The 23,129-nt window shown below is 53.2% G+C and carries 25 protein-coding genes; 15 read left to right on the forward strand and 10 right to left on the reverse strand.

What is annotated here, in order from left to right:
• The first annotated feature begins 44 nt into the window (after positions 1–44).
• The 5 genes from rfaD to ACGS9J_RS22430 are packed head-to-tail and all read left to right on the forward strand — an operon-like array spanning position 45 to position 5,156.
• Positions 45–974 carry an ADP-glyceromanno-heptose 6-epimerase gene (rfaD, locus tag ACGS9J_RS22410; protein WP_442232938.1) on the forward strand — a complete coding sequence of 310 codons (930 nt, stop codon included), beginning with the start codon at positions 45–47 and terminating at the stop codon, positions 972–974.
• A 22-nt stretch (positions 975–996) separates the two neighbouring features.
• Positions 997–2,043, forward strand: coding sequence for an ADP-heptose--LPS heptosyltransferase RfaF (gene rfaF, locus ACGS9J_RS22415; RefSeq protein WP_442232939.1), 1,047 nt, complete (start codon positions 997–999; stop codon positions 2,041–2,043).
• Positions 2,044–2,045: 2 nt separating this feature from the next.
• Complete coding sequence (gene rfaC, locus ACGS9J_RS22420) at positions 2,046–3,026, forward strand: lipopolysaccharide heptosyltransferase RfaC (RefSeq protein ID WP_442232940.1); 981 nt, start codon at positions 2,046–2,048, stop codon at positions 3,024–3,026.
• 1 nt (position 3,027) lies between these two features.
• Positions 3,028–3,951 carry a glycosyltransferase family 2 protein gene (locus ACGS9J_RS22425; RefSeq protein ID WP_442232941.1) on the forward strand — a complete coding sequence of 308 codons (924 nt, stop codon included), beginning with the start codon at positions 3,028–3,030 and terminating at the stop codon, positions 3,949–3,951.
• Positions 3,939–5,156: an O-antigen ligase family protein gene (locus ACGS9J_RS22430; protein ID WP_442232942.1), complete on the forward strand. Its 1,218-nt coding sequence runs from the start codon at positions 3,939–3,941 to the stop codon at positions 5,154–5,156. Before ACGS9J_RS22425 ends, ACGS9J_RS22430 begins: the two co-directional genes overlap by 13 nt.
• 36 nt (positions 5,157–5,192) lie before the next feature.
• Here ACGS9J_RS22430 and ACGS9J_RS22435 read toward each other — a convergent pair whose 3' ends face one another.
• From ACGS9J_RS22435 to ACGS9J_RS22445, 3 genes are read right to left on the reverse strand one after another with little or no spacing between them, the layout of a single operon-like run.
• Complete coding sequence (locus ACGS9J_RS22435) at positions 5,193–6,275, reverse strand: glycosyltransferase (protein ID WP_442232943.1); 1,083 nt, start codon at positions 6,273–6,275, stop codon at positions 5,193–5,195.
• Positions 6,276–6,288: 13 nt separating this feature from the next.
• A complete protein-coding gene (locus ACGS9J_RS22440) occupies positions 6,289–7,392 on the reverse strand; it encodes a glycosyltransferase family 9 protein (protein WP_442232944.1) in 1,104 nt (367 codons plus the stop codon).
• A gap of 4 nt (positions 7,393–7,396) precedes the next feature.
• Positions 7,397–8,359 (reverse strand): polysaccharide deacetylase family protein, encoded by a 963-nt coding sequence (locus tag ACGS9J_RS22445; RefSeq protein ID WP_442232945.1) that lies wholly within the window; start codon positions 8,357–8,359, stop codon positions 7,397–7,399.
• A 212-nt stretch (positions 8,360–8,571) separates the two neighbouring features.
• On the opposite strand from ACGS9J_RS22445, the gene rfaQ reads away from it, so the two are divergent.
• Genes rfaQ through ACGS9J_RS22460 form a run of 3 tightly spaced genes read left to right on the forward strand, consistent with a single transcriptional unit; the run spans position 8,572 to position 11,878 of the window.
• On the forward strand, positions 8,572–9,654 hold the full coding sequence (gene rfaQ / locus ACGS9J_RS22450) for a putative lipopolysaccharide heptosyltransferase III (RefSeq protein ID WP_442232946.1): 1,083 nt from the start codon (positions 8,572–8,574) through the stop codon (positions 9,652–9,654).
• Positions 9,651–10,778, forward strand: coding sequence for a glycosyltransferase family 4 protein (locus ACGS9J_RS22455; RefSeq protein ID WP_442232947.1), 1,128 nt, complete (start codon positions 9,651–9,653; stop codon positions 10,776–10,778). Before rfaQ ends, ACGS9J_RS22455 begins: the two co-directional genes overlap by 4 nt.
• 2 nt (positions 10,779–10,780) lie before the next feature.
• A complete protein-coding gene (locus ACGS9J_RS22460) occupies positions 10,781–11,878 on the forward strand; it encodes a glycosyltransferase (RefSeq protein ID WP_442232948.1) in 1,098 nt (365 codons plus the stop codon).
• Positions 11,879–11,911: 33 nt separating this feature from the next.
• Here ACGS9J_RS22460 and ACGS9J_RS22465 read toward each other — a convergent pair whose 3' ends face one another.
• A complete protein-coding gene (locus ACGS9J_RS22465; RefSeq protein WP_442232949.1) occupies positions 11,912–12,925 on the reverse strand; it encodes a glycosyltransferase family 9 protein in 1,014 nt (337 codons plus the stop codon).
• A 125-nt stretch (positions 12,926–13,050) separates the two neighbouring features.
• Here ACGS9J_RS22465 and waaA point away from each other — a divergent pair, with 125 nt between their 5' ends.
• From waaA to coaD, 3 genes are read left to right on the forward strand one after another with little or no spacing between them, the layout of a single operon-like run.
• Positions 13,051–14,328: a lipid IV(A) 3-deoxy-D-manno-octulosonic acid transferase gene (gene waaA / locus ACGS9J_RS22470; protein WP_442232950.1), complete on the forward strand. Its 1,278-nt coding sequence runs from the start codon at positions 13,051–13,053 to the stop codon at positions 14,326–14,328.
• Complete coding sequence (locus tag ACGS9J_RS22475; protein WP_442232951.1) at positions 14,329–15,102, forward strand: glycosyltransferase family 2 protein; 774 nt, start codon at positions 14,329–14,331, stop codon at positions 15,100–15,102.
• Between the two features lie 3 nt (positions 15,103–15,105).
• On the forward strand, positions 15,106–15,591 hold the full coding sequence (gene coaD / locus ACGS9J_RS22480) for a pantetheine-phosphate adenylyltransferase (RefSeq protein ID WP_442232952.1): 486 nt from the start codon (positions 15,106–15,108) through the stop codon (positions 15,589–15,591).
• Here the strand turns inward: coaD and mutM are convergent, their stop codons facing one another.
• The 4 genes from mutM to radC form a co-directional block, all read right to left on the reverse strand.
• Positions 15,592–16,401: a bifunctional DNA-formamidopyrimidine glycosylase/DNA-(apurinic or apyrimidinic site) lyase gene (gene mutM, locus ACGS9J_RS22485; RefSeq protein ID WP_442232953.1), complete on the reverse strand. Its 810-nt coding sequence runs from the start codon at positions 16,399–16,401 to the stop codon at positions 15,592–15,594. It abuts the gene before it with no gap.
• Positions 16,402–16,480: 79 nt separating this feature from the next.
• The gene (gene rpmG / locus ACGS9J_RS22490) at positions 16,481–16,648 is read right to left on the reverse strand and encodes a 50S ribosomal protein L33 (RefSeq protein WP_002208990.1); all 168 of its coding nucleotides are present in this window, start codon (positions 16,646–16,648) and stop codon (positions 16,481–16,483) included.
• An 11-nt stretch (positions 16,649–16,659) separates the two neighbouring features.
• Entirely contained in the window at positions 16,660–16,896 is a 237-nt protein-coding gene (gene rpmB / locus ACGS9J_RS22495) for a 50S ribosomal protein L28 (RefSeq protein ID WP_004931195.1), read from the reverse strand.
• A gap of 263 nt (positions 16,897–17,159) precedes the next feature.
• Positions 17,160–17,843: a RadC family protein gene (gene radC / locus ACGS9J_RS22500; protein ID WP_442232954.1), complete on the reverse strand. Its 684-nt coding sequence runs from the start codon at positions 17,841–17,843 to the stop codon at positions 17,160–17,162.
• Positions 17,844–18,021: 178 nt separating this feature from the next.
• On the opposite strand from radC, the gene coaBC reads away from it, so the two are divergent.
• The 3 genes from coaBC (at position 18,022) to slmA (ending at position 20,532) form a co-directional block, all read left to right on the forward strand.
• Complete coding sequence (gene coaBC, locus ACGS9J_RS22505) at positions 18,022–19,239, forward strand: bifunctional phosphopantothenoylcysteine decarboxylase/phosphopantothenate--cysteine ligase CoaBC (RefSeq protein ID WP_442232955.1); 1,218 nt, start codon at positions 18,022–18,024, stop codon at positions 19,237–19,239.
• Positions 19,217–19,675 carry a dUTP diphosphatase gene (gene dut, locus ACGS9J_RS22510; RefSeq protein ID WP_043912776.1) on the forward strand — a complete coding sequence of 153 codons (459 nt, stop codon included), beginning with the start codon at positions 19,217–19,219 and terminating at the stop codon, positions 19,673–19,675. Before coaBC ends, dut begins: the two co-directional genes overlap by 23 nt.
• Positions 19,676–19,935: 260 nt before the next feature.
• On the forward strand, positions 19,936–20,532 hold the full coding sequence (slmA, locus tag ACGS9J_RS22515; RefSeq protein WP_020837638.1) for a nucleoid occlusion factor SlmA: 597 nt from the start codon (positions 19,936–19,938) through the stop codon (positions 20,530–20,532).
• A 49-nt stretch (positions 20,533–20,581) separates the two neighbouring features.
• Here slmA and pyrE read toward each other — a convergent pair whose 3' ends face one another.
• Positions 20,582–21,223 carry an orotate phosphoribosyltransferase gene (gene pyrE, locus ACGS9J_RS22520; RefSeq protein WP_442232956.1) on the reverse strand — a complete coding sequence of 214 codons (642 nt, stop codon included), beginning with the start codon at positions 21,221–21,223 and terminating at the stop codon, positions 20,582–20,584.
• A 93-nt stretch (positions 21,224–21,316) separates the two neighbouring features.
• The gene (gene rph / locus ACGS9J_RS22525; protein ID WP_209640135.1) at positions 21,317–22,033 is read right to left on the reverse strand and encodes a ribonuclease PH; all 717 of its coding nucleotides are present in this window, start codon (positions 22,031–22,033) and stop codon (positions 21,317–21,319) included.
• Positions 22,034–22,159: 126 nt separating this feature from the next.
• Here rph and ACGS9J_RS22530 point away from each other — a divergent pair, with 126 nt between their 5' ends.
• Positions 22,160–23,023, forward strand: a complete 864-nt coding sequence (locus ACGS9J_RS22530; protein WP_442232957.1) for a YicC/YloC family endoribonuclease — start codon at positions 22,160–22,162, stop codon at positions 23,021–23,023.
• The last annotated feature ends 106 nt before the right edge of the window (positions 23,024–23,129 follow it).

The following is a 23,129-nucleotide window of genomic DNA, read 5'->3' on the forward strand; positions in this document are numbered from 1 at the left end:
GTGGGACACCGTGTCCCACCGGGCAGAATAACAGGGGTAACCCAATGATTATCGTCACTGGTGGCGCCGGCATGATCGGCAGCAATATCATTAAAGCGCTGAATGACACAGGGTATCGCGATATCCTGGTGGTAGATAACCTGAAAGACGGCACCAAATTCGCCAACCTGGTCGATCTCGATATCGCCGACTATATCGACAAAGAAGATTTCATCGCCAACATCATGGCCGGTGACGATCTGGGCGAAATCGACGCGATTTTCCACGAAGGTGCCTGCTCGTCCACCACCGAGTGGGACGGCAAGTACATGATGGACAACAACTATCAGTACTCCAAAGATTTGCTGCATTATTGCCTGGAACGCGAAATTCCGTTCCTGTATGCCTCCTCCGCAGCCACCTACGGCGGCCGTGAAGAATTTATCGAAGAACGTCAGTTTGAAGAGCCGCTGAACGTCTACGGTTACTCCAAATTCCTGTTCGATCAGTACGTGCGTGAAATTCTGCCCGAGGCGGACTCGCAGATCTGCGGCTTCCGTTATTTCAATGTTTACGGCCCGCGCGAAGGCCACAAAGGCGGTATGGCCAGCGTGGCATTCCACCTGAACAGCCAGATCAACCGCGGTGAAAACCCGAAACTGTTCGACGGCAGCCAAAACTTCAAGCGTGACTTCATCTACGTCGGCGACGTCGCCGCAGTCAACCTGTGGTTCTGGAAAAGCGGCGTGTCAGGCATCTTCAACTGCGGCACCGGCCGGGCGGAAACCTTCCAGGCAGTGGCCGACGCGGTCGTCGATTTCCACCAGAAAGGCGCGGTAGAGAACATCCCGTTCCCGGAAAAACTGAAGGGCCGCTACCAGGCGTTTACCCAAGCCGATCTGACCAAGCTGCGCGCAGCCGGCTACGACGCGCCGTTCAAAACGGTCGCCGAAGGCGTGAAAGAGTACATGGCCTGGTTAAACCGCACCGCCTAAGCTGAAGGAATTAACGTAGGGTATGAAAATACTGGTTATCGGCCCTTCATGGGTTGGCGATATGATGATGTCGCAAAGTCTCTACCGCACCCTGAAGGCCGAGCACCCGACGGCAGAAATTGATGTGATGGCGCCGGCCTGGTGCCGCCCATTACTGGCACGTATGCCCGAGGTCAACCAAGCCCTGTCGATGCCATTGGGCCACGGCGCGTTGGCGCTCGGTGAACGTCGGCGTCTGGGGCGTGCCCTGCGCGCCAACGGCTACGATCGCGCTTATGTGTTACCTAATTCCTTCAAATCCGCGTTGGTGCCGTTTTTTGCCCAAGTGCCGCAACGCACCGGCTGGCGTGGCGAAATGCGCTATGGCCTGCTGAATGATATTCGCGTGCTGGATAAAACCGCTTTTCCTCTGATGGTTCAACGCTACGTGGCGCTGGCTTATGACAAGCAACGTATTCAGCGCGCGGAAGATCTGCCGCAGCCGCTGTTATGGCCGCAACTGCAGGTCAGCGACGAAGAAATTGCCGAAACCACCGCCGCCTTCAACCTGACCGATCACCGACCGATTATCGGCTTCTGCCCGGGTGCTGAGTTTGGCCCGGCCAAACGCTGGCCGCACTATCACTATGCCGCTCTGGCGCAGCAACTGATCGACCAGGGCTATCAAATCGCCCTGTTTGGTTCCGCCAAAGATAACGAAGCGGGTGAACAGATCCGCGCGGCGTTGGATGACGATGCCCGGGGCTTTTGCATGAACCTGGCCGGTGAAACCCAACTGGAGCAAGCGGTGATCCTCTTGGCTTCCTGTTCGGCCGTGGTCAGTAACGACTCAGGTTTGATGCACGTTGCGGCGGCGTTGAACAAACCGCTGATAGCCTTGTACGGCCCAAGCAGCCCGGACTTCACGCCGCCGCTGTCCGACAAGGCCAAAGTGATCCGCTTAATCAGCGGCTACCATAAAGTCCGCAAAGGCGATGCCGATCAGGGTTACCATCAGAGCCTGATCGATATTCAGCCACAGCAGGTGTTAGACGCGCTGACGCCGTTACTTGCCGCCAGCGAGGAATAAACATGCAGGTGTTGATTGTAAAAACCTCCTCGATGGGGGATGTGCTCCACACGCTACCGGCGCTCACCGACGCCATGCAGGCCATCCCCGGCATCCGTTTTGATTGGGTAGTAGAGGAAGGCTTTAGCCAGATCCCCACCTGGCATCCGGCGGTAGACCGGGTGATCCCGGTGGCGATCCGCCGTTGGCGCAAAAACTGGTTTGGCAGCGAAACCCGCCAGCAACGTTGTGATTTTAAACGTGTGGTGCAGGAACGCGACTACGACGCGGTGATCGACGCCCAAGGGCTCATTAAAAGCGCCGCGCTGATCACTCGCATCGCCAAAGGCAGCAAACACGGTCAGGACAGTAAAAGCGCCCGCGAGCCATTCGCCAGTTGGTTCTACAACCACCGCTATGATATCGACAAGCAACAGCACGCCGTAGAGCGTACGCGTGAGCTGTTCGCCAAAAGCCTGGATTACGAAAAGCCCGATAGCGTCGGCGATTACGCCATTGCGGCTCGTTTTCTCAGCCATCTACCGGCCGATGCCGGGCAGTATCTGGTGTTTTTGCACGCCACCACCCGCGATGATAAACACTGGCCGGAAACTCACTGGCGCGATTTGATTGCATTAACCGCACCCAGTGGATTAAAGATCAAACTGCCGTGGGGCGCAGAGCATGAGCGTCAACGCGCATTGCGTTTGGCAGAAGGTTTCCCACACGTTGAGGTTTTGCCCAAGCTCAGCCTGCAGCAGGTAGCCGAAGTGTTGGCCGGCGCGAAATGCGTGGTCTCGGTTGATACCGGCCTCAGCCACCTGACCGCCGCGCTCGACAGACCAAATATCACGCTGTTTGGCCCCACCGATCCAGGACTGATCGGCGGCTACGGTCAGAATCAACACTCTCTGATTTCCCCAGAAAAAAGCATGGCGACCCTCACCGCCGACAGCGTTATGCTACTGCTACGTCCTCTTCTAATCGATAGGGATGGCGTATAAAATGCCTGTGCAGGAAATATTACTCAGCATTATCATCGCTGCACACAACAGCGGAAAGTACCTTCAGGAAACCCTACGTAGCCTGCTAGATGCTTTAGGTAGCAGCATAACGCAATGCGAAATTATTCTGGTCAATGATGCCTCGACGGACACGACCGCCTCTCTTTTGACAGATTTCACTCACTCGATACCGCAGGCGCGTTATTTCCACGTCGAATTCAAAAATATAGGTAAAGTACGTAACTTCGCTATCGCTAATAGCAATGGTGATTACATCACCATGTTCGACAGTGATGATCTGCTTAAAGTTAATTCCCTTAAAGATATCCTGGGTTTTCTCAAGGCAAAAAAACCCGACCTACTGCTAACTAAACTGCATGAAGTACATGGCCTTATGGCGGTAGATAAAACCTGGAAAGGGTTGCAGCCGGAAGAACTGTCCGTCGATGATGCTATCACTCGTTTCCTTAATCATAAGGATTTCCAGGCACATCTGATTGGACAGTTTATCAAACGTCCTTTGTTACAGGCTTCGCCGATACCCGCCTTTAGTTGTTACGAAGATTTTTACGTATTCCCGGATTTGTTAACCCAATCCAAAACGATCGTTTTCTCGCGAGAGAGTCATTACCTGTATATAAAACGCAGCGCTAGTTTGTCTAATTCCCCTTCAGAAGAAAAAATACACAATCTTTTTGTTTGTACTGAAAGGATGGATGATATTTTTGGCAAAAAATTCCACAATTTGGTTTTATGTCACTGGTTGGATATTCAATTAAAACAAAGACAGTGGATAACTGCGCCTGAGCAATTGGATATTTTGAATAAAAAAGTACGAGATACGCACAGGATCGGTTTCTTTCTAAACCCATCTATACGATTAAGCTACAAAAGAAAAGCAGTAGAGACATTATGGAAAAGATAGGAAAAAAACTATACCTTACCAGCCTTACACTGGCTATGTTATCAATCGTATTCGCATTGCTCATCACTGCGAAACAACGTGAGTTTTTTTACTTTTCCTTTTATGTCGCGATGTTTGGTCTTTTCTTCGAAAGAAAAAACATTCGTTTTCCAAAAATGGATATTTCTTACGCCATCATATTAATTGGATTGGTTAAAGTTGTCTGGACATTGGTCTTGTATCGTCATGCTCCAGATTATGGACTCGGTGCAACACAGTTAGATGCAGGAAAAAAGCTGGTTGTTAGTGGCATCCTCATCTTCTATATCACGCAATTTTCACCCTATTTGCTTACTTTGAATTATCACCGATACCTACTGGCAACTTTCGTACTGGCATTTTTACTTTCTACCGCTTATGGCCTTTATCAGATCTACCACGGCATTGACCGTATTGCCATGAGTACCAATCGCGCCACCATTGCGGCCTATATTTACTCCGCGTTATCAATTCTGCTAATTTATCTGTTCATAAAGACCAAGCATGTTTCCGTCTACTATGCTCTTGCATGCGCAGCGGTGTTCATTATTTCCTTTCTGATTATCACCATGACGGGAACTCGTGCGGCAATACTTTCGCACCCGATACTGATTATGCTGATGGTGCTGTTCCATTATCGTAAGATCCACCTTAAATCTTTGCTGATCGCCCTGGTTTTGATCGGATTAGGCATAACGGTATCTTACGAAAAGTACATCAAACCCAAGATTGAACAAACCAGTACGGAAATCACACTTTACCAGCAAGGTGATGACTTCTCCTCGTTAGGATCACGCTTCTCATTATGGAGCGTCGGTTTGAATATATTCTCTCAACACCCCTATGGTAATACCGTTGAAGCACGCCATGCACAGGCAGCAGAGATCATTACCCATGATCCGAAGAATAAAACCGCGATGGTTTATATCGACTCACATCTTCATGATGAGCTGCTCGAAGCCGCCTCGTTGCAAGGTATTGCTGGCCTGTTAACCGTACTTTTCTTTTACGCCTATACCCTCACTCTGGCAGTTAGGCAAAAGAATACGCCGTTATTGATGATTGGCTGCTGCATGATTGTCTACGGCCTATCTGATGTGCTGTTAATCAGTTCAGAATCGTTACTGTTCTTTATGGTTTGTATTGCGTTGTTTGCAAAAAGAATGCTGGATAAACTTGCCGTGTAGTATGACGCCGGCGCTGCAAACGCAGCGCCGGACCTGCTACTTTTCAGCCTGTTTTTCCAAAATATGAGTAATGGCGTGAATAAAGTTGCGATAATAGCTCTCGTCATAGAATTTAGCGATAGAGCACTTAATCTTCGATTGATCAACAGTGATATTCCCGTCAATTAATTCCTGCACAATAGCGGTGAGTTGCACGGTATTGCCTACGTCATACAACCGACCATTGCAATCATCAATGACATCAGCAGGCCCCGTAGGGCAATTTGAACTGACGCAAAAAACTCCATGAGCCATTGCCTCAAGCAGCGTCATTGGCAAGCCTTCAAATGCCGAAGTGAGTAACAGTGCCTTCAAATTACCTATATTATCTTTTACATAGGACCAGGGCTGCTGCTGCCAGCCATGCCATTTAACCCTGCTACTGATACCCAAAGTCTCGGCATATTGTTGACATAAGGCCAGATCGCCGCCGTCGCCAACCACATGCATTTGCCATTCTCCCCGTAGCCCGACCAGAGAATCCAACAAGTCCTTTAGCCTCTTTTGTCCTTCAAATACAACACGACCGATATAAATAAAATTAGCCGGTGATAGACTAAAATCAATGGTTTCTTCAGTTCTTCCTACAGGATTGAATATCGTATAAACATCATCATCTTTCACACCCAACTCTTTAACCTGCCGGTTAATACCATTGCTAATAACCAGATGGGCATCTGCCTTCAAAATATAGCTGTACTTATAAAGATCATAAATTGAAAAATGCAACCAAGAAACAATGGGGTATTTTCCAAAAGTGAATTTTCTCGCCACACTGGAAATATAACAAGAAAGAGTATCCAGAGAGATAATTACGCTCGGCTTATTTTCACGAATGAAACACGCTAACGAATAGGCAAAATGTAAACGCCTTAACTTGGTGTTGTGTAGTGAAGAAGAAACGGTCCTGGCATCCATTCCGGCATACCAGTCCTCATTAACCTCTTTTTTTTCATTAAATAAAATGAATTTCACCTGAGTTTCAGGTTGGTTTTCAGAAATAAGCTTGACCAATCTTTTGCAGACGGTTTCCATTCCGCCGTAGCCACCGAGTGAGTAGCCAGCTATGATAATATTCATTCGGACCTTATCGCTATTTACGCAGGGAATATTGCGAAATCGGTATTATACACATACTTTGCAGCATGGAATAAACACGCGTAACGGGAATAATTGCCAGCGGTGTTTCAGCAGTACCGTCATAGCTCTCTGATAGATCGATGATCTGATGTAATTCCCTATTTTGATAGGGGCCCGTAAACTGTGGCTTGGCTGTGACAAACAGGCTAAGCGTTGGCACCTTCAGGGCAACAGCCAAATGCAAAGGCCCCGTATCACCGGTCAACAGAACATCCAGAGAATCGATCACCCCAAGCAACTGCGGTAACGAGGTTTTGCCCACATAGCTGGTCACCCGCGATTGAATCGCAATATCAATGCCTGCCATAAAGGCGCTCTCCAGACCACAATCTGCTGGAGAACCTATAATCACAACTTCAACATCTTTGTGCTGGGTAATCAGCCTTGTCGCTAATTCAGCGTAATAAGCAACCGGCCAACAACGTTCATGGCTGGAAGCCCCCATATTGAATCCTATTCGGATATGCCCAGGCTGCCGAGGCAGTTTTTCGAACTGGCAAGGGATCTCCATCTCAACATCGGAGGTATCCCCACCCACGAAATTCATAAGATCCAATTTACGCTGTATCAGATGTCCGGTGAAATTCAGTGAACAGCTATGCGCCCAGGTATCTATGCCTTTCGGCAGAGTGAGATAATTGTCACGGAGGATATACTGGCAACCGGCAAGCACAGCGCTAATAATGTCATAAGGCAAATGCCCATGTAAAATCACTGCCAATTCAGGCTTTCTTTTTTTGATCTCGACAACGGCCCGCAGCATTTTCCTGAATTTATTATCCCAGAAAATCACCTCATCAAAACAGGCATAATCTTTAACCATCCCGTAATTTATCGTGCCGGCTATCAGCGTAATGTGGGCTTCGGGATAACGTCTTCGCAAAGCACGCATTGCGGGGGTGTTGAACATGAAATCACCCAGTGCCGTCGTAGAATACACAACAATGCGTTTGAATTCATGGTCAGGCCGCAACGTCGATTTCGGTTTAATATTACCGAAAAGAAAATTATAAACAGTCAAAAACCAATGAGCATACTTCAGTTTCTTGATTTTCATTACGTTACTCAGACATGTACTTTTTCTGATAATACTCGGCCAGCGTCATGCCAACCGTACGCTGCTGCAGCCAGGCGAACAGCTGCTCCAAATCACGGTACAACACTTCAATATCCTGTTCAGTCTTAAAGGTTGGGCTGCCACCAGGCATAAACTCGGAAGAGTGCAGCATAAATTCCACGTAGTCATGCCCCTGCGCCAAACAGCGCTCAGCCACCCCCTTCATTTTTTCCAGGTTGCCGCCGCTTGGCCGCAGCCAGTTGACCGACGGCGAACGCTGTTTGCCCCGCAGCCGATCGTAACCCTGCTTCAGCGTATTCATCAGCGCAGAATGCTTATACTGAATGCTCATCGGCACTTCCAGCAGCGACGACGCGCCCGCTTTGGCGATATTTTCCGGATCGATAAAATAGGCCTGCGATGGGAAATGACGATAATCGGTACCGCCATTGCCCTGAGGATTGCCCGGCGAATATTGCCAGTTCACGCGCGGTGTAACAGAGCAATCCACCTGATAACCGTACTCCAGCAGCAAGGCGGCATAGTATTCGTTAAACGCCCAACGCCCGGCGCGATGGCTGAGCATTTTTGTCTGGAAGCTGTCTTCCAGCAGTTTGGTCATGTGATCGACCTTGGCGCGGATTTGTTCGACCGGGTATTCGATCAGATAAGGCTTGTGCCGCCAGTCATCTTCGGTCAACGGCGTCTGCGGCGGACTGTTCCAGGCATGCAGATGCATCCCTACCTCGCCGGTGCCGCGGGCAATCACATCGCGAGCGAACTCGACATATTCTGCATCCATCGCCATTTCATAGTTGGTGAGGTACACCGGCTTAAAGCCATATTTCTCACACAGCGCCTGGAAGCGCGGCAAAAAGCGCGTGTTATCGGTCGAAATGCGATCGTGGTTTTGCCACAGATTGTCGCCTTCGGTATCAATGGTGATGAGAAATGCCGGTTTGGTCATAAATATCGGGCCTGATATCAACAGAATGCATTATGTTACGCAGGGCGTTTCGCCAGGGCAAACGACTTTAGTGCCTGGTTTTGACAACGTTGAAGGCATTTTGTCACTTCCCAAAGCGATTTTTTCTCTTCATGGCAAGAAAACCGTGCAACAGTAGCCACATGCGATCGGGTCATTTAGAATCAAAGATTGGTTTCCCCTGAAAGCGACTCATGATGAACGACGCGCCAGCCCTTGCTCCTGATACCTCGATACAGCGTATTTTGATCGTTAAACTTCGCCATCACGGCGACATGTTGCTGATCACGCCGGTCATCAATACCCTGCAGCAAAACTACCCGCAGGCGCGGATCGACGTACTGCTGTATAAAGAAACCCAGGATATGCTGGCCAGTCACCCGGCGTTGTCGAACATCTTCATTATCGATCGTCAGTGGAAAAAGCAGGGTACGAAAGCACACCTGAGCCATGAACTGAATCTGATCCGGCAGCTCAAAGCCCAGCGCTACGATCTGGTCGTCAATCTGGCCGATCAGTGGCGCAGCGCTATTCTCGCCCGGTTAACTGGCGCACGTATCCGGTTGGGTTTCGATTTCCCCAAACGTCGGGGCTTTTTATGGCGTCACTGCCACACGCATCTGGTGCCGGTAAGCGATCACGCCCGATTGCATACCGTTGAACAAAACCTGTCGCTGCTGCAACCGCTTGGCCTGCCAAACGTCAGTCAACAGGTGACCATGAGCTATCCGCTTCAGGACTGGCAAACCTGCGAGCAGTTGTTACGCCAACAGGGCATTACCGACGATTATATTGTGGTGCAGCCCACCTCCCGCTGGTTCTTCAAATGCTGGAGCGAAGAAAAAATGGCTGCCGCCATCAGTGCCTTGCAAGCCGATGGCCACCGGTTGGTGATCACTTCTGGGCCCGATCCTAAAGAACGGGAAATGGTGGCGCGCATTCTGGCGCTCTGTCCGCCGCAGGGCGTTGTTTCCCTGGCCGGCCAGCTGACGCTGCGGCAACTGGCCGCCCTGATCGACCACGCTAAACTGTTTATCGGCGTAGACTCAGTGCCTATGCACATGGCCGCCGCGCTGCAGACCCCTTGCATCGCGCTGTTTGGCCCTTCCAAGCTGGTGTTCTGGCGCCCATGGCAGGTCATTGGCAGCGTGATATGGGCCGGCGACTACGGCACCTTACCCGATCCGGACGCCATCAATACCGGCACCGATGAACGTTATCTGGACCTTATTCCTACAGACGCGGTGATTGCAGCCGCGCGGAGCACGCTGGCATGAAAGCATTTCGTTTGGCGATCGTTCGCCAAAAGTACCGTCCGGACGGTGGGGCGGAGCGTTTTGTCTCACGCGCCCTGGAGGCGCTGGAACAGCAGGACCTCGACCTTAACGTCATCACCCGCGAATGGCAGGGTGATGCCAATCCGAACTGGCACATCCACCTGTGCAATCCGCTGAAATTCGGCCGTATCAGCCGTGAACGTGGCTTTGCCGAAGCGGCCAGAGCCCTGTGGCAGAAGGAAAACTTCGATCTGGTGCAAAGCCATGAGCGCATTCCCGGCTGCGATATTTACCGCGCCGGCGATGGCGTACATCGCCGCTGGTTACTGCAGCGCGCACGCCTGCTGCCGGAATGGCGTCGCAAGTGGCTGTTCTCCAACCGCTATCACCGCTACGTGATGTGTGCTGAACGGGCGATGTACGCCGCGCCGGAGCTGAAAGCGGTCATTTGCAATGCCGAAATGATCAAACAGGAAATCATCGACGATTTCGGCGTCCCCGCCGATAAAATTACGGTGATCTACAACGCCATTGATAATCAAAAATTTCTGCCCGCCAACGCCGAACTGCGGCAACAGTTACGTCAGCAATACCAAATCCCGCAGCAGGCACACTGCCTGATTTTTGTCGGCTCCGGTTTTGAGCGTAAAGGGCTGGCCGCCGCGATTCGCGCCGTCGCGGCTACCGACAGCTATCTGCTGGTCGTGGGCAAGGATAAGGCTGAAAAACGCTATCAGGCGCTGGCGCAGTCGCTCGGTTGCGGCGATCGGGTCCGGTTTATGGGGGTGCAGAAACAAACGCTGCCCTTCTACCAGGCCGCCGATGCACTGTTATTGCCTACGCTGTACGATCCGTTCCCCAATGTGATTCTGGAAGCCATGTCCTGTGGACTGCCGGTGATCACCAGCACCTCCTGCGGCGGTGCCGAGTTTATCACTCAAGGGCAAAATGGCTTCGTGACCGACGCCCTCGATGTTCCGGCACTGATCGAGGCGATCACCGCGCTGCCACGCCAGGCTTTGGGCTCCGCCATGGGTGAAGCCGCAAGATTACGTATCATGTCGGCTACCCCGGCCCGCCTGTCGGAACAGCTGATTTCCCTTTATAACCGGCTGCTGGATTAACTATGCGTATTCTGATGATTATCGACGGCCTGCCCGGCGGAGGCGCAGAAAAAGTGGTGCTGACGCTGTGCCAGGGCATGCAGCAAATGGGCAATGACGTCAGCCTGATTTCATTGCGCGACGTCTGTAACTACCCGATCCCCTCTGGCATTCACTATCAGGTGGTAGCGGACAACAGCCGCTCGCCATGGCGCAAACTGACCGAACTGTCACGCCGTGCCGCCACATTGGATCGGGCAATCGCCGACAATGAACGCCAACATGGTGCCTACGACTTGGTGTTCTCCAACCTGCACAAAACCGATCGCATCGTCAGCCGCAGCAAATTACTCTCGTCGGACCGCCTGTGGTTCTGCATTCACGGCATTCTGTCGACCTCTTATCTGGGTCACCGCAAGGGGCTGGATCGCTGGCTGAAACAACGAAAAATCGCGGCAGTTTACCAGGGCAGAAATATCGTTGCCGTCTCGCAGGCCGTCGGAGACGATTTACAGCAGAACCTGCCGATCCACCCTGGCAGGCTGGAAGTGATCAACAATCCGTTCGATATTGACGCCATTGAACAGCAAGCGGCAGAACCCTGCGAGCTGGCGGGGAAAGATTATCTGGTGCATGTCGGGCGTTTTCATCCGCACAAGCGGCATGATCGCCTGCTGAAAGCCTATGCCCAATCGGGTATACAAGCACCGTTGGCATTGATTGGCACCGGCAGCGAATCCCACATCGCGGAAATGAAGCAGTTGGCAAGCCAGTTGGGCATTGCAGAGCGTGTACTGTTCCTCGGCTTCCAGGCCAATCCCTATCCGTTTATCCGGCACGCGTCACTGCTGGTGCTCAGTTCCGACAACGAGGGCTTTGGTAACGTGCTGGTAGAAGCGCTGCTGTGCGGTACGCCAGTAGTCAGTACCCGTTGCCCGGGCGGACCTGCGGAAATTCTGGAAAAAGCGGGAATGGAAAACGCATTGGCGGAGCTCAATGAAAAATCACTGGCGGAAAAAATGGCGGAGATTTATGCCACGCCTCCGGAGATTAATCAGCAACAGCTGTTAAGTTATGGACTAAAACCTATTTGTCAGCAATATTTGGCGCTCAAAAGATAATTAAGGCAGGGGAAACCCTGCCTTATTTTTTAATTATTTAAACGCCTGTATTTTTTCCCAAACATCGTCGACGGGCACATCAATACAGTCACCCGACTCAGTCTGCAGAATGTGATAGCGTCCCGACCATGGGTGCCAGGATTCTTTATCCGTATCGCCAAAGAACACCACCATATCTTTATTCAACGCTGCCGCCAGATGCATCTGCCCGCCGTCGCTGCACAACACTCGGTCGCATAAATCAAAACCGGCCAATAATTCACGCACCGACGCCGTTGGATACAGTGCCACACGTTCGTTCTGGCAGAGTGCCAACAGCTGCTCTGCGCGTTTCTGATCGCCAATATCATCCGGCGTCAGCGTGCCCTGCGGCGACCAGAAAATCAGTACTGCCGTGTTCTGGTCGGCAAGTAAGCGATTGATAATTTCGGCATAGCGCTCGATCGGCCAACGCCGCTTAGGGCTGCGGCTACTGATATGGACGGCACAGACTCGCTCGACCGGCGGTAAGCAGGCTTGCAGCCGCTGTGCGGCATGTTGCCGCTCTTCCGGGGTCAGGAACACCCGAACCGGAGGAATAGGAATACGCTGTTCGGTGATCGCCGAGAGGTAGCTGAAGGTATGTTCTACCTGATGTTTGCCACTGAAATTCGCCTTGCGGAAAGGATGATGAATATCCGGCGTGCCTAAATCTGCGCCAATAATATTGCTGACTCCCGCCATTTTGGCCAATCGCAGGCTGTACTTGCAGGGAACCGGATTGGCCAGGATCGCTGCGTCGAATTTTATTTTACGCAACTTCAGGAAAATCATCAGACGCTCGAAATAAACCCCCAGTGTGGTTTCATTTTTCGCCTTGTGCTTTGCCTTTTTATAGACGAAGACTTTTTCCAGATGTGGGTTATTTTTAACGACATCCTGACTAACTTTATTGATTAACAGATAAAGTTTGGCATCCGGATAGGCAATTTTCACCCCTTCGATCAGCGGGGTAGTACAAACAAGATCGCCAATATTGTCACGGCGAATAATTAAAATATTCTTCATTCCAAGCCTATCAGCGAAATCTCTCGCCTGTTGTCTGAAACTGACACCCAAGGTTACCAAATTAGCGCCTTTCCCTTCCAGTTATGGTACTATTCTGAATAACCCATATAAATGAAATTGATAGAATGTTGCTGCGTTTATATCAGGTACTACTCTACCTCATCCAACCCCTGATCTGGCTCCGCTTACTGTTGCGCAGCCGCAAAGCTCCAGCCTACCGTAAACGCTGGGCAGAACGCTATGGCTTCTGCGCCGGGAAAGTCGTGCCAGGCGGGATCATGCTGCATTCCGTCTCCGTGGGTGAAACACTGGCCGCCATCCCGTTGGTGCGCGCGCTACGCCACCGCTACCCCTATTTACCGATTACTGTGACCACGATGACACCGACAGGTTCAGAACGCGTGCAGTCCGCCTTCGGTAAAGACGTTCATCATGTTTATCTGCCTTACGACCTGCCCGGCTCCATGCGCCGCTTCCTGGATCAGGTGAATCCCAAGCTGGTCATCATCATGGAAACCGAGCTGTGGCCCAATCTGATTAACGCTCTGCATCAGCGCCAAATTCCACTGGTGATCGCCAATGCCCGTCTTTCAGCCCGTTCAGCCGCCGGCTATAAAAAAATCGGCGGTTTTGTCCGTGATATGCTGCGCCGCATTACGCTGATCGCCGCGCAAAATCAGGAAGACGGCGAGCGCTTTGTCGAGCTTGGCCTGAAACGCTCACAGCTTACCGTCACCGGCAGCCTGAAATTCGATATTTCCGTTACCCCGGAACTGGCCGCACGTGCAATCACGTTACGTCGTCAATGGGCACCACGCCGCCCGGTGTGGATCGCCACCAGCACCCATGAAGGCGAAGAAAGCATTCTGCTGGCTGCGCACCGCAAACTGCTGGAAAAACACCCTGACCTGCTGCTGATCCTGGTGCCTCGCCACCCGGAACGCTTTGCGACAGCCAAAGATTTGGTGCAAAAAGCCGGTTTCAGTTACACCCTGCGCAGCAGCGGTGAAATCCCTTCCGGCGGCACCCAGGTGGTGATCGGCGATACCATGGGCGAGCTGATGCTGCTGTACGGCATTGCCGATCTGGCGTTCGTTGGCGGCAGCCTGGTGGAGCGTGGTGGGCATAACCCACTGGAAGCGGCAGCACACGCCATTCCGGTGCTGATGGGGCCCCATACTTTCAACTTCAAGGATATTTGCGCCAAACTGTCGCAAGCCGAAGGGTTGATCACCGTGACCGACGAGGAGTCGCTGGTCAAGGAAGTGGACACATTGCTCACCGACGAAGACTATCGCCGCTATTACGGCCGCCACGCGGTGGAAGTGCTGTATCAAAATCAGGGAGCGCTGCAGCGCCTGCTGCAACTGTTGGAACCGCACCTGCCGCCACGGAGCCATTAAATGAGCGACCGCAAAAGCCTGTCGGTGGTGATTATCGCCAAGAACGAAGCCGGGCTGCTGCCGGATTGCCTGCGTTCCGTAGCCTGGGCAGATGAAATCGTCATGCTCGACTCTGGCAGCCAGGATGACAGCGTCGCCGTTGCCGAAAGCCTGGGCGTCAAAGTATTCACCCATACCGACTGGCAGGGCTTCGGCAAACAGCGCCAACGGGCTCAAAGTTATGCCAGCCACGACTATATTCTGATGATCGACGCCGACGAGCGCGTTACGCCGGAATTGCGCCAATCGATTGAACAAGTGCTGACCGCGCCGGACGATAACCGGGTCTACAGCTGCGCGCGTCGCAATCTGTTCCTCGGACGTTTTATGCGCCACAGCGGCTGGTACCCCGATCGCGTCAATCGCCTGTATGCCAACCAGCGTTACCGCTATAACGACAATCTGGTGCATGAATCGCTCAATATCAACGGGGCGAAAGTGGTGCCTCTCAACGGCGATCTGTTGCACCTGACCTGCCGCGACTTTTTTGCCTTCCAACGCAAACAACTGCGCTATGCCGAAGAGTGGGCCATTCAACGCCACCAGGCCGGCAAACGTTGCGGCTATCTGTCGATACTGACCCACACCCTTGGCGCCTTCTGCAAAACCTGGCTGCTGCGTGCCGGCTTCCTGGACGGAAAACAGGGGTTGCTGTTAGCGGTGGTCAACGCGCAATATACTTTCAATAAATATGCCGCACTCTGGGCATTGGGCCGCAACTATTCAGAGAAGTGAATCATGACCCGTAAAGCCATCTATCCCGGCACTTTCGATCCCATGACTAACGGCCACCTGGATTTGGTGACACGCGCATCTTTGATGTTCGATCACGTCATCCTGGCCATTGCCGCCAGCCCGAGCAAAAAGCCGCTGTTCACGCTGGATGAACGCGTAGCCTTGGCCAGCGAGGTGACGTCGCATCTGGAAAACGTGGAAGTGCTGGGGTTCAGTGAACTGATGGCGCATTTTGCCGCCCACCAGAATGCCAATATTCTGGTACGCGGCCTGCGTGCGGTATCTGACTTTGAATATGAACTGCAGTTGGCGAACATGAATCGCCATCTGATGCCAACGCTGGAAAGCGTGTTCCTGATGCCTTCCGAAGAGTGGTCGTTTATCTCCTCCACTCTGGTGAAGGAAGTGGCACGCCACGGCGGCGATATCTCACCTTTCCTGCCGGCCGTGGTCACTCAGGCATTGTTCGAAAAGCTCGCCCAGCAATAATCAGTGTTGGCAGCGACGGCAGAAGAAAGTGCTGCGCTGCCCGTGTTTGGCGGACTCAATCGGCGTACCGCAGGCGCGACAAGGCTCACCCGCTCGGCCATACACCTGCAATTCCTGCGCAAAATAACCCGGTTTACCGTCTGACTGCAGGAAATCGCGCAGCGTGGTGCCCCCCTGCTCGATAGAACGCAGCAATACCGCCTTGATGGTTTCTACCAACAACTCAGCTTCCGTTTTGCTCAATGAACCTGCCGGGCGGTCTGGCAAGATCCCGGCGGTAAACAGCGATTCGCTGGCGTAGATGTTGCCCACCCCGACCACCAGCTTGTTATCCATCAACCAGGGTTTGATCAGCGTGCGCTTGTTGCGCGATTTTTCGTACAGGTAAGCGCCGTTAAAGGCTTCGCTTAGCGGTTCCGGCCCCAGGTGTGCCAGCACGTTGCTGGCCGCCAGATCTTCGCACCATAGCCAGGCGCCAAAACGGCGGGGATCGGTATAACGCAACGTCATGCCATTGCTGATCACCAGATCTACGTGGTCGTGCTTGCCGGCTTCGGTTTCCTCAGCCAGCATGCGCAGGCTGCCGGACATGCCCAGATGAACGATAATCCAGCCATGATCCAGTTCAATCAGCAGATACTTGGCGCGACGCTGCACACTGCGTACCGGTTGGTCGCTCAGCGCCAGAATTTGTTCGGAAACCGGCCAGCGCAGACGGGCATTACGCACTACCGCATACTGAATGCTATGGCCGACAAGATAAGGTTCAATCCCGCGGCGGCTGGTTTCAACTTCTGGTAATTCAGGCATCTGGCGCTCTCCCGTTGATTTCCTACCTTTATAAAACAAAAAACCCGGCCGAGGCCGGGTTTTTATTAATCCACTAAAATTATTTAATTTTAGCTTCTTTGTACAGTACGTGTTGACGGACAACTGGATCGAATTTCTTCAGTTCCAATTTTTCCGGCTTAGTACGCTTGTTCTTCGTGGTGGTATAGAAGTGACCAGTACCAGCAGAAGAAACCAGCTTGATCTTCTCGCGAACACCTTTAGCCATGATTCAGTTCCTTAATACTTCTCACCACGGGCACGCAGATCGGCCAAGACCGTCTCAATACCCTTCTTATCGATAACACGCATACCTTTAGCAGATACACGCAGAGTTACAAAGCGCTTCTCAGCCTCAACCCAAAAACGGTGTGAGTGCAGGTTCGGCAGAAAACGGCGTTTGGTCGCGTTCATTGCGTGGGAACGGTTGTTACCGCTCACCGGGCGCTTGCCAGTAACTTGGCAGACTCGGGACATGTCTATTCTCCAAAAATCAAATCAGCTCGAGCTTCGTATAGGGTATGGCCGCCTCGTCAGGCTTTTAGAGCCCATCTCAGCAAACTTCATACTGAGGAGACTCTCGTCATCAGGTCAGAAACCACACATCAGGTCAGAAACCTGCTGAGATAGGCTCTTGCGCCAAACCCAAGATTCTCAAAGGTGGCGTAGTATACGCTCTGAAGCGTAAGTGCTCAAGTCCCGAACAGCTAAAGATCCCACAAGGATCGCGAAAAAATCGCTTAAAGCCATCCGCGCTCGGCAAAAGAGACGCATTCACCCCGACCTATAACCAAATGATCGAGCACTCGGATCTCCAATAACAGGCACGCATTAACCACTTGCTCTGTTATCAAACGGTCGGCGTGACTGGGTTCAGCCTTACCCGAAGGATGATTATGCGCCAGAATAATGGCGGCCGCATTAGCCTTCAACGCTTCGCGCACAATTTCTCTCGGGTATACGACAACGCTGCTGATGGTACCAGCAAACATCTCCTGATGGCGAATAACACGGTGCTGATTGTCTAAAAACAATACCAAAAACACTTCCCGCTCATGATGTGCCAGCAAACTTTGCAGATAATGCTGGGTCATTTTGGGGTTGAGCATGGCATTCTCCTGTGCCAAATGGCTGGAAAAGAAGCGAAATGCCAATTCTGAAATCGCCTGCAGTTGGGCATAGCTGGAATTGCCCAGCCCTTTGTGGCTGCAAAAAACCGAATGGTCTGCCGACATCAAGTGATACAGCGAGCCAAACTGCTCCAACAACTGCTCCGCCAGCTGCATAACATGCACGCCGGGGAAGCCGGTGCGCAGAAAAATGGCCAGTAACTCCGCGTCGGACAATGCCGACGCCCCGTAACACAGCAATTTTTCCCGTGGCGCCAACGTACCCGGCCACAGGGTGATTACCTGACTGCTCATCATCGCCCCCCGAAAACGCACAGCATGCCACGCAGAGATGCGGCCAACGACAGGTGTTTGATAACATTGCGAAGTGCTGCGCAAAGCACAATGTAACGCGTTGCAGACACAGCGGAATCACTCACCTGTCGGGCGGTTATGCTAAAATGGCACATCTTTCGGATTCAATCGGACAATCATGATGACGGGACTTTCCGGCAAACATATTGTGCTTGGCATCAGTGGCGGCATTGCCGCATACAAATGCCCAGAACTGGTACGCCGCCTGCGAGACAGAGGCGCGGAAGTGCGTGTGATAATGACCGGCGCGGCGAAAGCCTTCATCACGCCGCTGACGCTGCAGGCCGTTTCCGGCTACCCGGTCTCAGACGATCTGCTGGATCCCGCCGCCGAAGCTGCAATGGGTCATATTGAGCTTGGGAAATGGGCGGACCTGGTGATTCTGGCCCCGGCCACCGCCGATCTGCTGGCGCGCGTTGCCGCCGGTATGGCCAACGATCTGCTGACGACCGTCTGTCTGGCCACTGCGGCACCTATCGCCGCCGCGCCCGCCATGAACCAGCAGATGTACCGCGCCGTCGCCACCCAGGCCAATCTGCAAACGCTGCAGGCGCGCGGCATGTTGCTATGGGGACCGGACAGCGGCAGCCAGGCTTGCGGCGACGTCGGTCCAGGCCGCATGCTTGACCCGCTGGATATCGTCGAACTGGCGAACAGCCATTTCTCCGCACCGCAAGATCTGAAACATTTAAAGATTATGTTCACCGCCGGCCCAACGCGCGAAGCGCTGGATCCGGTGCGTTTTATCAGCAATCACAGCTCCGGTAAAATGGGCTTCGCTATCGCCCGCGCCGCCGCCGCGCGTGGTGCGCAGGTCATGCTGATCGCAGGGCCGGTCAACCTGCCCACGCCGCCCTGGGTCACCCGAGTGGACGTGATCAGCGCATTGGAAATGGAACAGGCGGTACAGCAACGCGCCGGTCAGCAGGATATTTTTATTTCCTGCGCCGCCGTGGCCGATTACCGCGCCGAACAAATTTCCGATGAAAAAATAAAAAAACAGGGTGATGAAATCATCCTCAAAATGGTAAAAAACCCCGATATCGTTGCCGGCGTTGCCGCAATGACTAAAAACCGGCCTTTTGTCGTGGGGTTTGCTGCCGAAACCCAGAATGTGGAAGAATACGCGCGACAAAAACTGGCGCGTAAGAAACTGGATTTAATTTGCGCTAATGATGTATCGCTTGCAGAGCATGGGTTTAACAGTGACACCAATGCCTTGCACCTTTTTTGGCAGAATGGAGAAAAGCGCCTGGCGCTGAGCGACAAGGCACTCCTTGGCCAACGTTTAATAGACGAGATAGTCAGCCGTTATGATGAAAAAAATCGACGTTAAGATCCTCGACCCGCGTATCGGACAGGATTTCCCTTTACCGACCTACGCTACCCCTGGTTCTGCAGGCCTTGATCTGCGTGCCTGCCTGGACAGCGCTGTCGAGCTGGCACCGGGTGAAACCACGCTGCTGCCGACGGGTCTGGCTATTCATATTGCCGACACCGATCTTGCAGCAGTGATCTTGCCGCGTTCAGGTCTGGGCCATAAACACGGTGTGGTGCTGGGCAATCTGGTCGGTCTGATCGATTCCGATTACCAGGGCCAACTGATGGTTTCCGTCTGGAACCGCGGCCAGAAATCCTTCACTATTGAGCCGGGTGAACGTATCGCACAGATGGTGTTTGTGCCGGTAGTTCAGGCTGAATTCAACCTGGTAGAAGAGTTCGACAGCAGCGAACGCGGTGCCGGTGGCTTTGGCCACTCCGGTCGCCACTAAGCGCAGCCCGATACCTGAACGTCGACAAGGAAATGTCGCCTGAAATCTTGTCACCCCGGGGAAAAGGACAGCTCCATGGCAAGATTTGGCCGACTACGATTACAGCGCATACCAGGGCGCGCGGAGAACACAGGTCGTTAAGGCCGCTGACCCCAGCATCGTAAAAAAGCTATCACATAAGCCGCACAGAGCCCTCTCTGCAACGGCCGGTGCCCGGGTTTCCGAAAGTCTAAGCAGTTTTAGCAAGGGTCTAATCAGACATGGCAGAAAAAGAAAATATCAAAAGGAACCGGCGCGAGGAAATACTGCAGGCATTAGCCCAGATGCTGGAATCCAGCGACGGCAGCCAACGTATTACCACCGCTAAACTTGCCGCTAACGTCGGAGTCTCAGAAGCTGCACTGTACCGGCACTTTCCCAGCAAGACACGGATGTTCGACAGTCTGATCGAGTTTATTGAAGACAGCCTGATCACGCGCATCAACCTGATCTTGCAGGATGAAAAAGAGACCTTTAACCGCCTGCGTCTGATTTTGCTGCTGGTACTGGGGTTTGCCGAACGCAACCCGGGCCTGACGCGTATCATGACCGGCCATGCGCTCATGTTTGAACAAGATCGGCTGCAGGGGCGAATCAATCAGTTGTTTGAACGCATTGAGGCGCAGCTGCGCCAGGTGCTGAAAGAACGAAAACTGCGGGAAGGCAAAGGCTTTATCGTGGACGAAACGCTGCTGGCCAGCCAGTTGCTGGCGTTCTGCGAGGGCATGCTGTCGCGCTACGTGCGCTCCGAATTCCGCTATCGCCCAACGCAAGAATTTGATGGTCGCTGGCCACTGCTGGCGGCACAGCTGCAATAACCCCATGGCCGGGCGCATTGTCTCCGCGCCCGGCTACGTGGATCCTGCGTTAAACCCCGTACTGCTCACGATAGGCACGCACCGCTGCCAGGTGATCTGCCATTTCTGGCTTCTCTTCGAGATAAACGATCAAGTCCTTCAACGTCACGATGGAAATCACCTTGCAGTGATAGTCACGCTCAACTTCCTGAATGGCTGAAATATCCGCACGCCCGCGTTCCTGACGGTCGAGTGAAATCAGCACCCCGGCCAATGTCGCCCCACCGGCGCCGATGATTTCCATCGACTCGCGGATCGCCGTGCCGGCCGTGATCACGTCGTCCACCAGCATCACGCGGCCCTGTAACGGGCTGCCTACCAAGGTGCCGCCTTCTCCGTGGGTCTTGGCTTCCTTCCGGTTAAAGCAGTACGGCACATCGCGCTCATGGTGCTCTGCCAACGCAACCGCCGTGGTGGTCGCGATTGGGATACCTTTGTAGGCTGGACCAAACAGCAGATCAAACTCGATACCGGAGTCCATCAGAGCTTCGGCGTAAAAACGTCCCAGCAGAGCGAGATCACGCCCGGTATTAAACAGGCCGGCATTGAAGAAATACGGGCTGGTGCGGCCGGATTTCAGGGTGAACTCGCCGAATTTCAATACCTGCTTGTTAAGCGCAAACTCGATAAACTGGCGCTGATAGGCTTTCATTACTGCTTCTCCTCGTCTGGTCGGTTAGATCTGTTAATACTGCCGCCCGATCGTCGGGCGTAAAAAAGGCGACTCTTGAGTCGCCTTAAAAAATTAATCTGCCAGCGCCGCTTTCTGCGCCTGGAAGATGGTTTCGATGCCCCCTCGGGCCAGCGCCAATAGCGCCAACAGCTCATCGTGGCTGAACGGCTCGCCCTCGGCGGTGCCCTGCACCTCGATCATGCGACCATCTTCCATCATCACCACGTTCATGTCGGTTTCTGCTGCTGAGTCCTCAACGTACTCCAGATCGCACAGCGCTTCGCCGTTAACGATACCGACGGAAACCGCCGCCACCAGCCCTTTCATCGGGTTGGCTTTCAGCTTGCCGTTGGCCACCAGCGCATTCAGCGCATCGGCCAGCGCAACGCAGGCGCCGGAAATGGACGCGGTACGGGTACCGCCATCGGCCTGCAAGACATCACAGTCGAGAGTGATGGTGAACTCGCCGAGTTTTTTCAGATCAACCGCTGCACGCAGCGAACGGGCGATCAGGCGCTGGATTTCCAGCGTACGGCCACCCTGTTTGCCTTTGGCGGCCTCACGGGCGTTACGGCTGTGGGTGGAGCGCGGCAGCATGCCGTACTCAGCGGTGATCCACCCCTGGCCCTGACCTTTCAGGAAGCGCGGCACACCCTCTTCTACCGTGGCGGTGCACAAAACTTTGGTATCGCCAAACTCAACCAGCACTGAGCCTTCTGCGTGTTTGGTATAATGACGGGTCAGTGTCAGTGGGCGAACTTGTTGTGGTGCTCTGCCTGCAGGACGCATGGGCTCTCTCCGGCTTCTAATCAACGATTGGCTGCGCATTATACGGGCTTCGTGACGTAATGCCTATCCTGCCCGGAGGTCCAACGCTATAATCGCTTCATCTTTTCCTATTACGGGTACGCATCAATGATCCGCAGCATGACCGCCTACGCTCGGCGAGAAATCAAGGGTGAATGGGGCAGCGCAGCTTGGGAGCTGCGTTCCGTTAACCAACGCTATCTAGAAACTTACATCCGTTTGCCGGAACAATTCCGCAGCCTGGAGCCGGTGATCCGCGAACGCATCCGTGGTCGTTTGACCCGCGGCAAAGTGGAGTGCAACCTGCGCTTTGAGCTGGATCCGAGCGCACAAAGCTCAATGATCCTGAACGAAAAACTGGCCAAGCAGCTGGTTGAAGCCGCCAACTGGGTAAAAATGCAGAGCGACGAAGGGGAAATCGACCCTATCGACGTCCTGCGTTGGCCTGGCGTGATGTCTGCTCAGGAACAAGATCTGGACGCCATCAGCGCGCAGCTGATGCAGGCACTGGACGGTGCGCTGGATGACTTCATTATTGCTCGCGAAAGCGAAGGTACCGCACTGAAAGCGCTGATCGAACAGCGTCTGGAAGGTGTGAGTGCCGAAGTGATCAAGGTGCGCGCCCAAATGCCAAACATTCTGCAATGGCAGCGCGAGCGTCTGGTCAGCAAACTGGAAGAAGCTCAGGTACAGCTGGAAAACACTCGCCTGGAACAGGAACTGGTGTTGATGGCGCAGCGCATTGACGTTGCCGAAGAGCTGGACCGCCTGGAAGCCCACGTAAAAGAAACGCACAACATCCTGAAGAAGAAAGAAGCCGTGGGCCGTCGCCTCGACTTTATGATGCAGGAGTTCAACCGCGAATCCAACACGCTGGCATCCAAATCCATCAATGCCGAAGTCACCACCTCAGCCATCGAGCTGAAAGTGTTGATCGAGCAGATGCGCGAGCAGATCCAGAACATCGAGTAACTAGTTTCCTCATAAGCTTAAGCCCGCGCCTGGACTGACCCCATAAAGTTGGACGGTTCATATTAAGCGGCTTTCAGGGCCTGGGTTCGGTATTCTACCGGACTCA

The sequence above is a fragment of the Serratia quinivorans genome, assembly GCF_052113645.1.
GTDB classification, from domain to species: domain Bacteria; phylum Pseudomonadota; class Gammaproteobacteria; order Enterobacterales; family Enterobacteriaceae; genus Serratia; species Serratia quinivorans_B.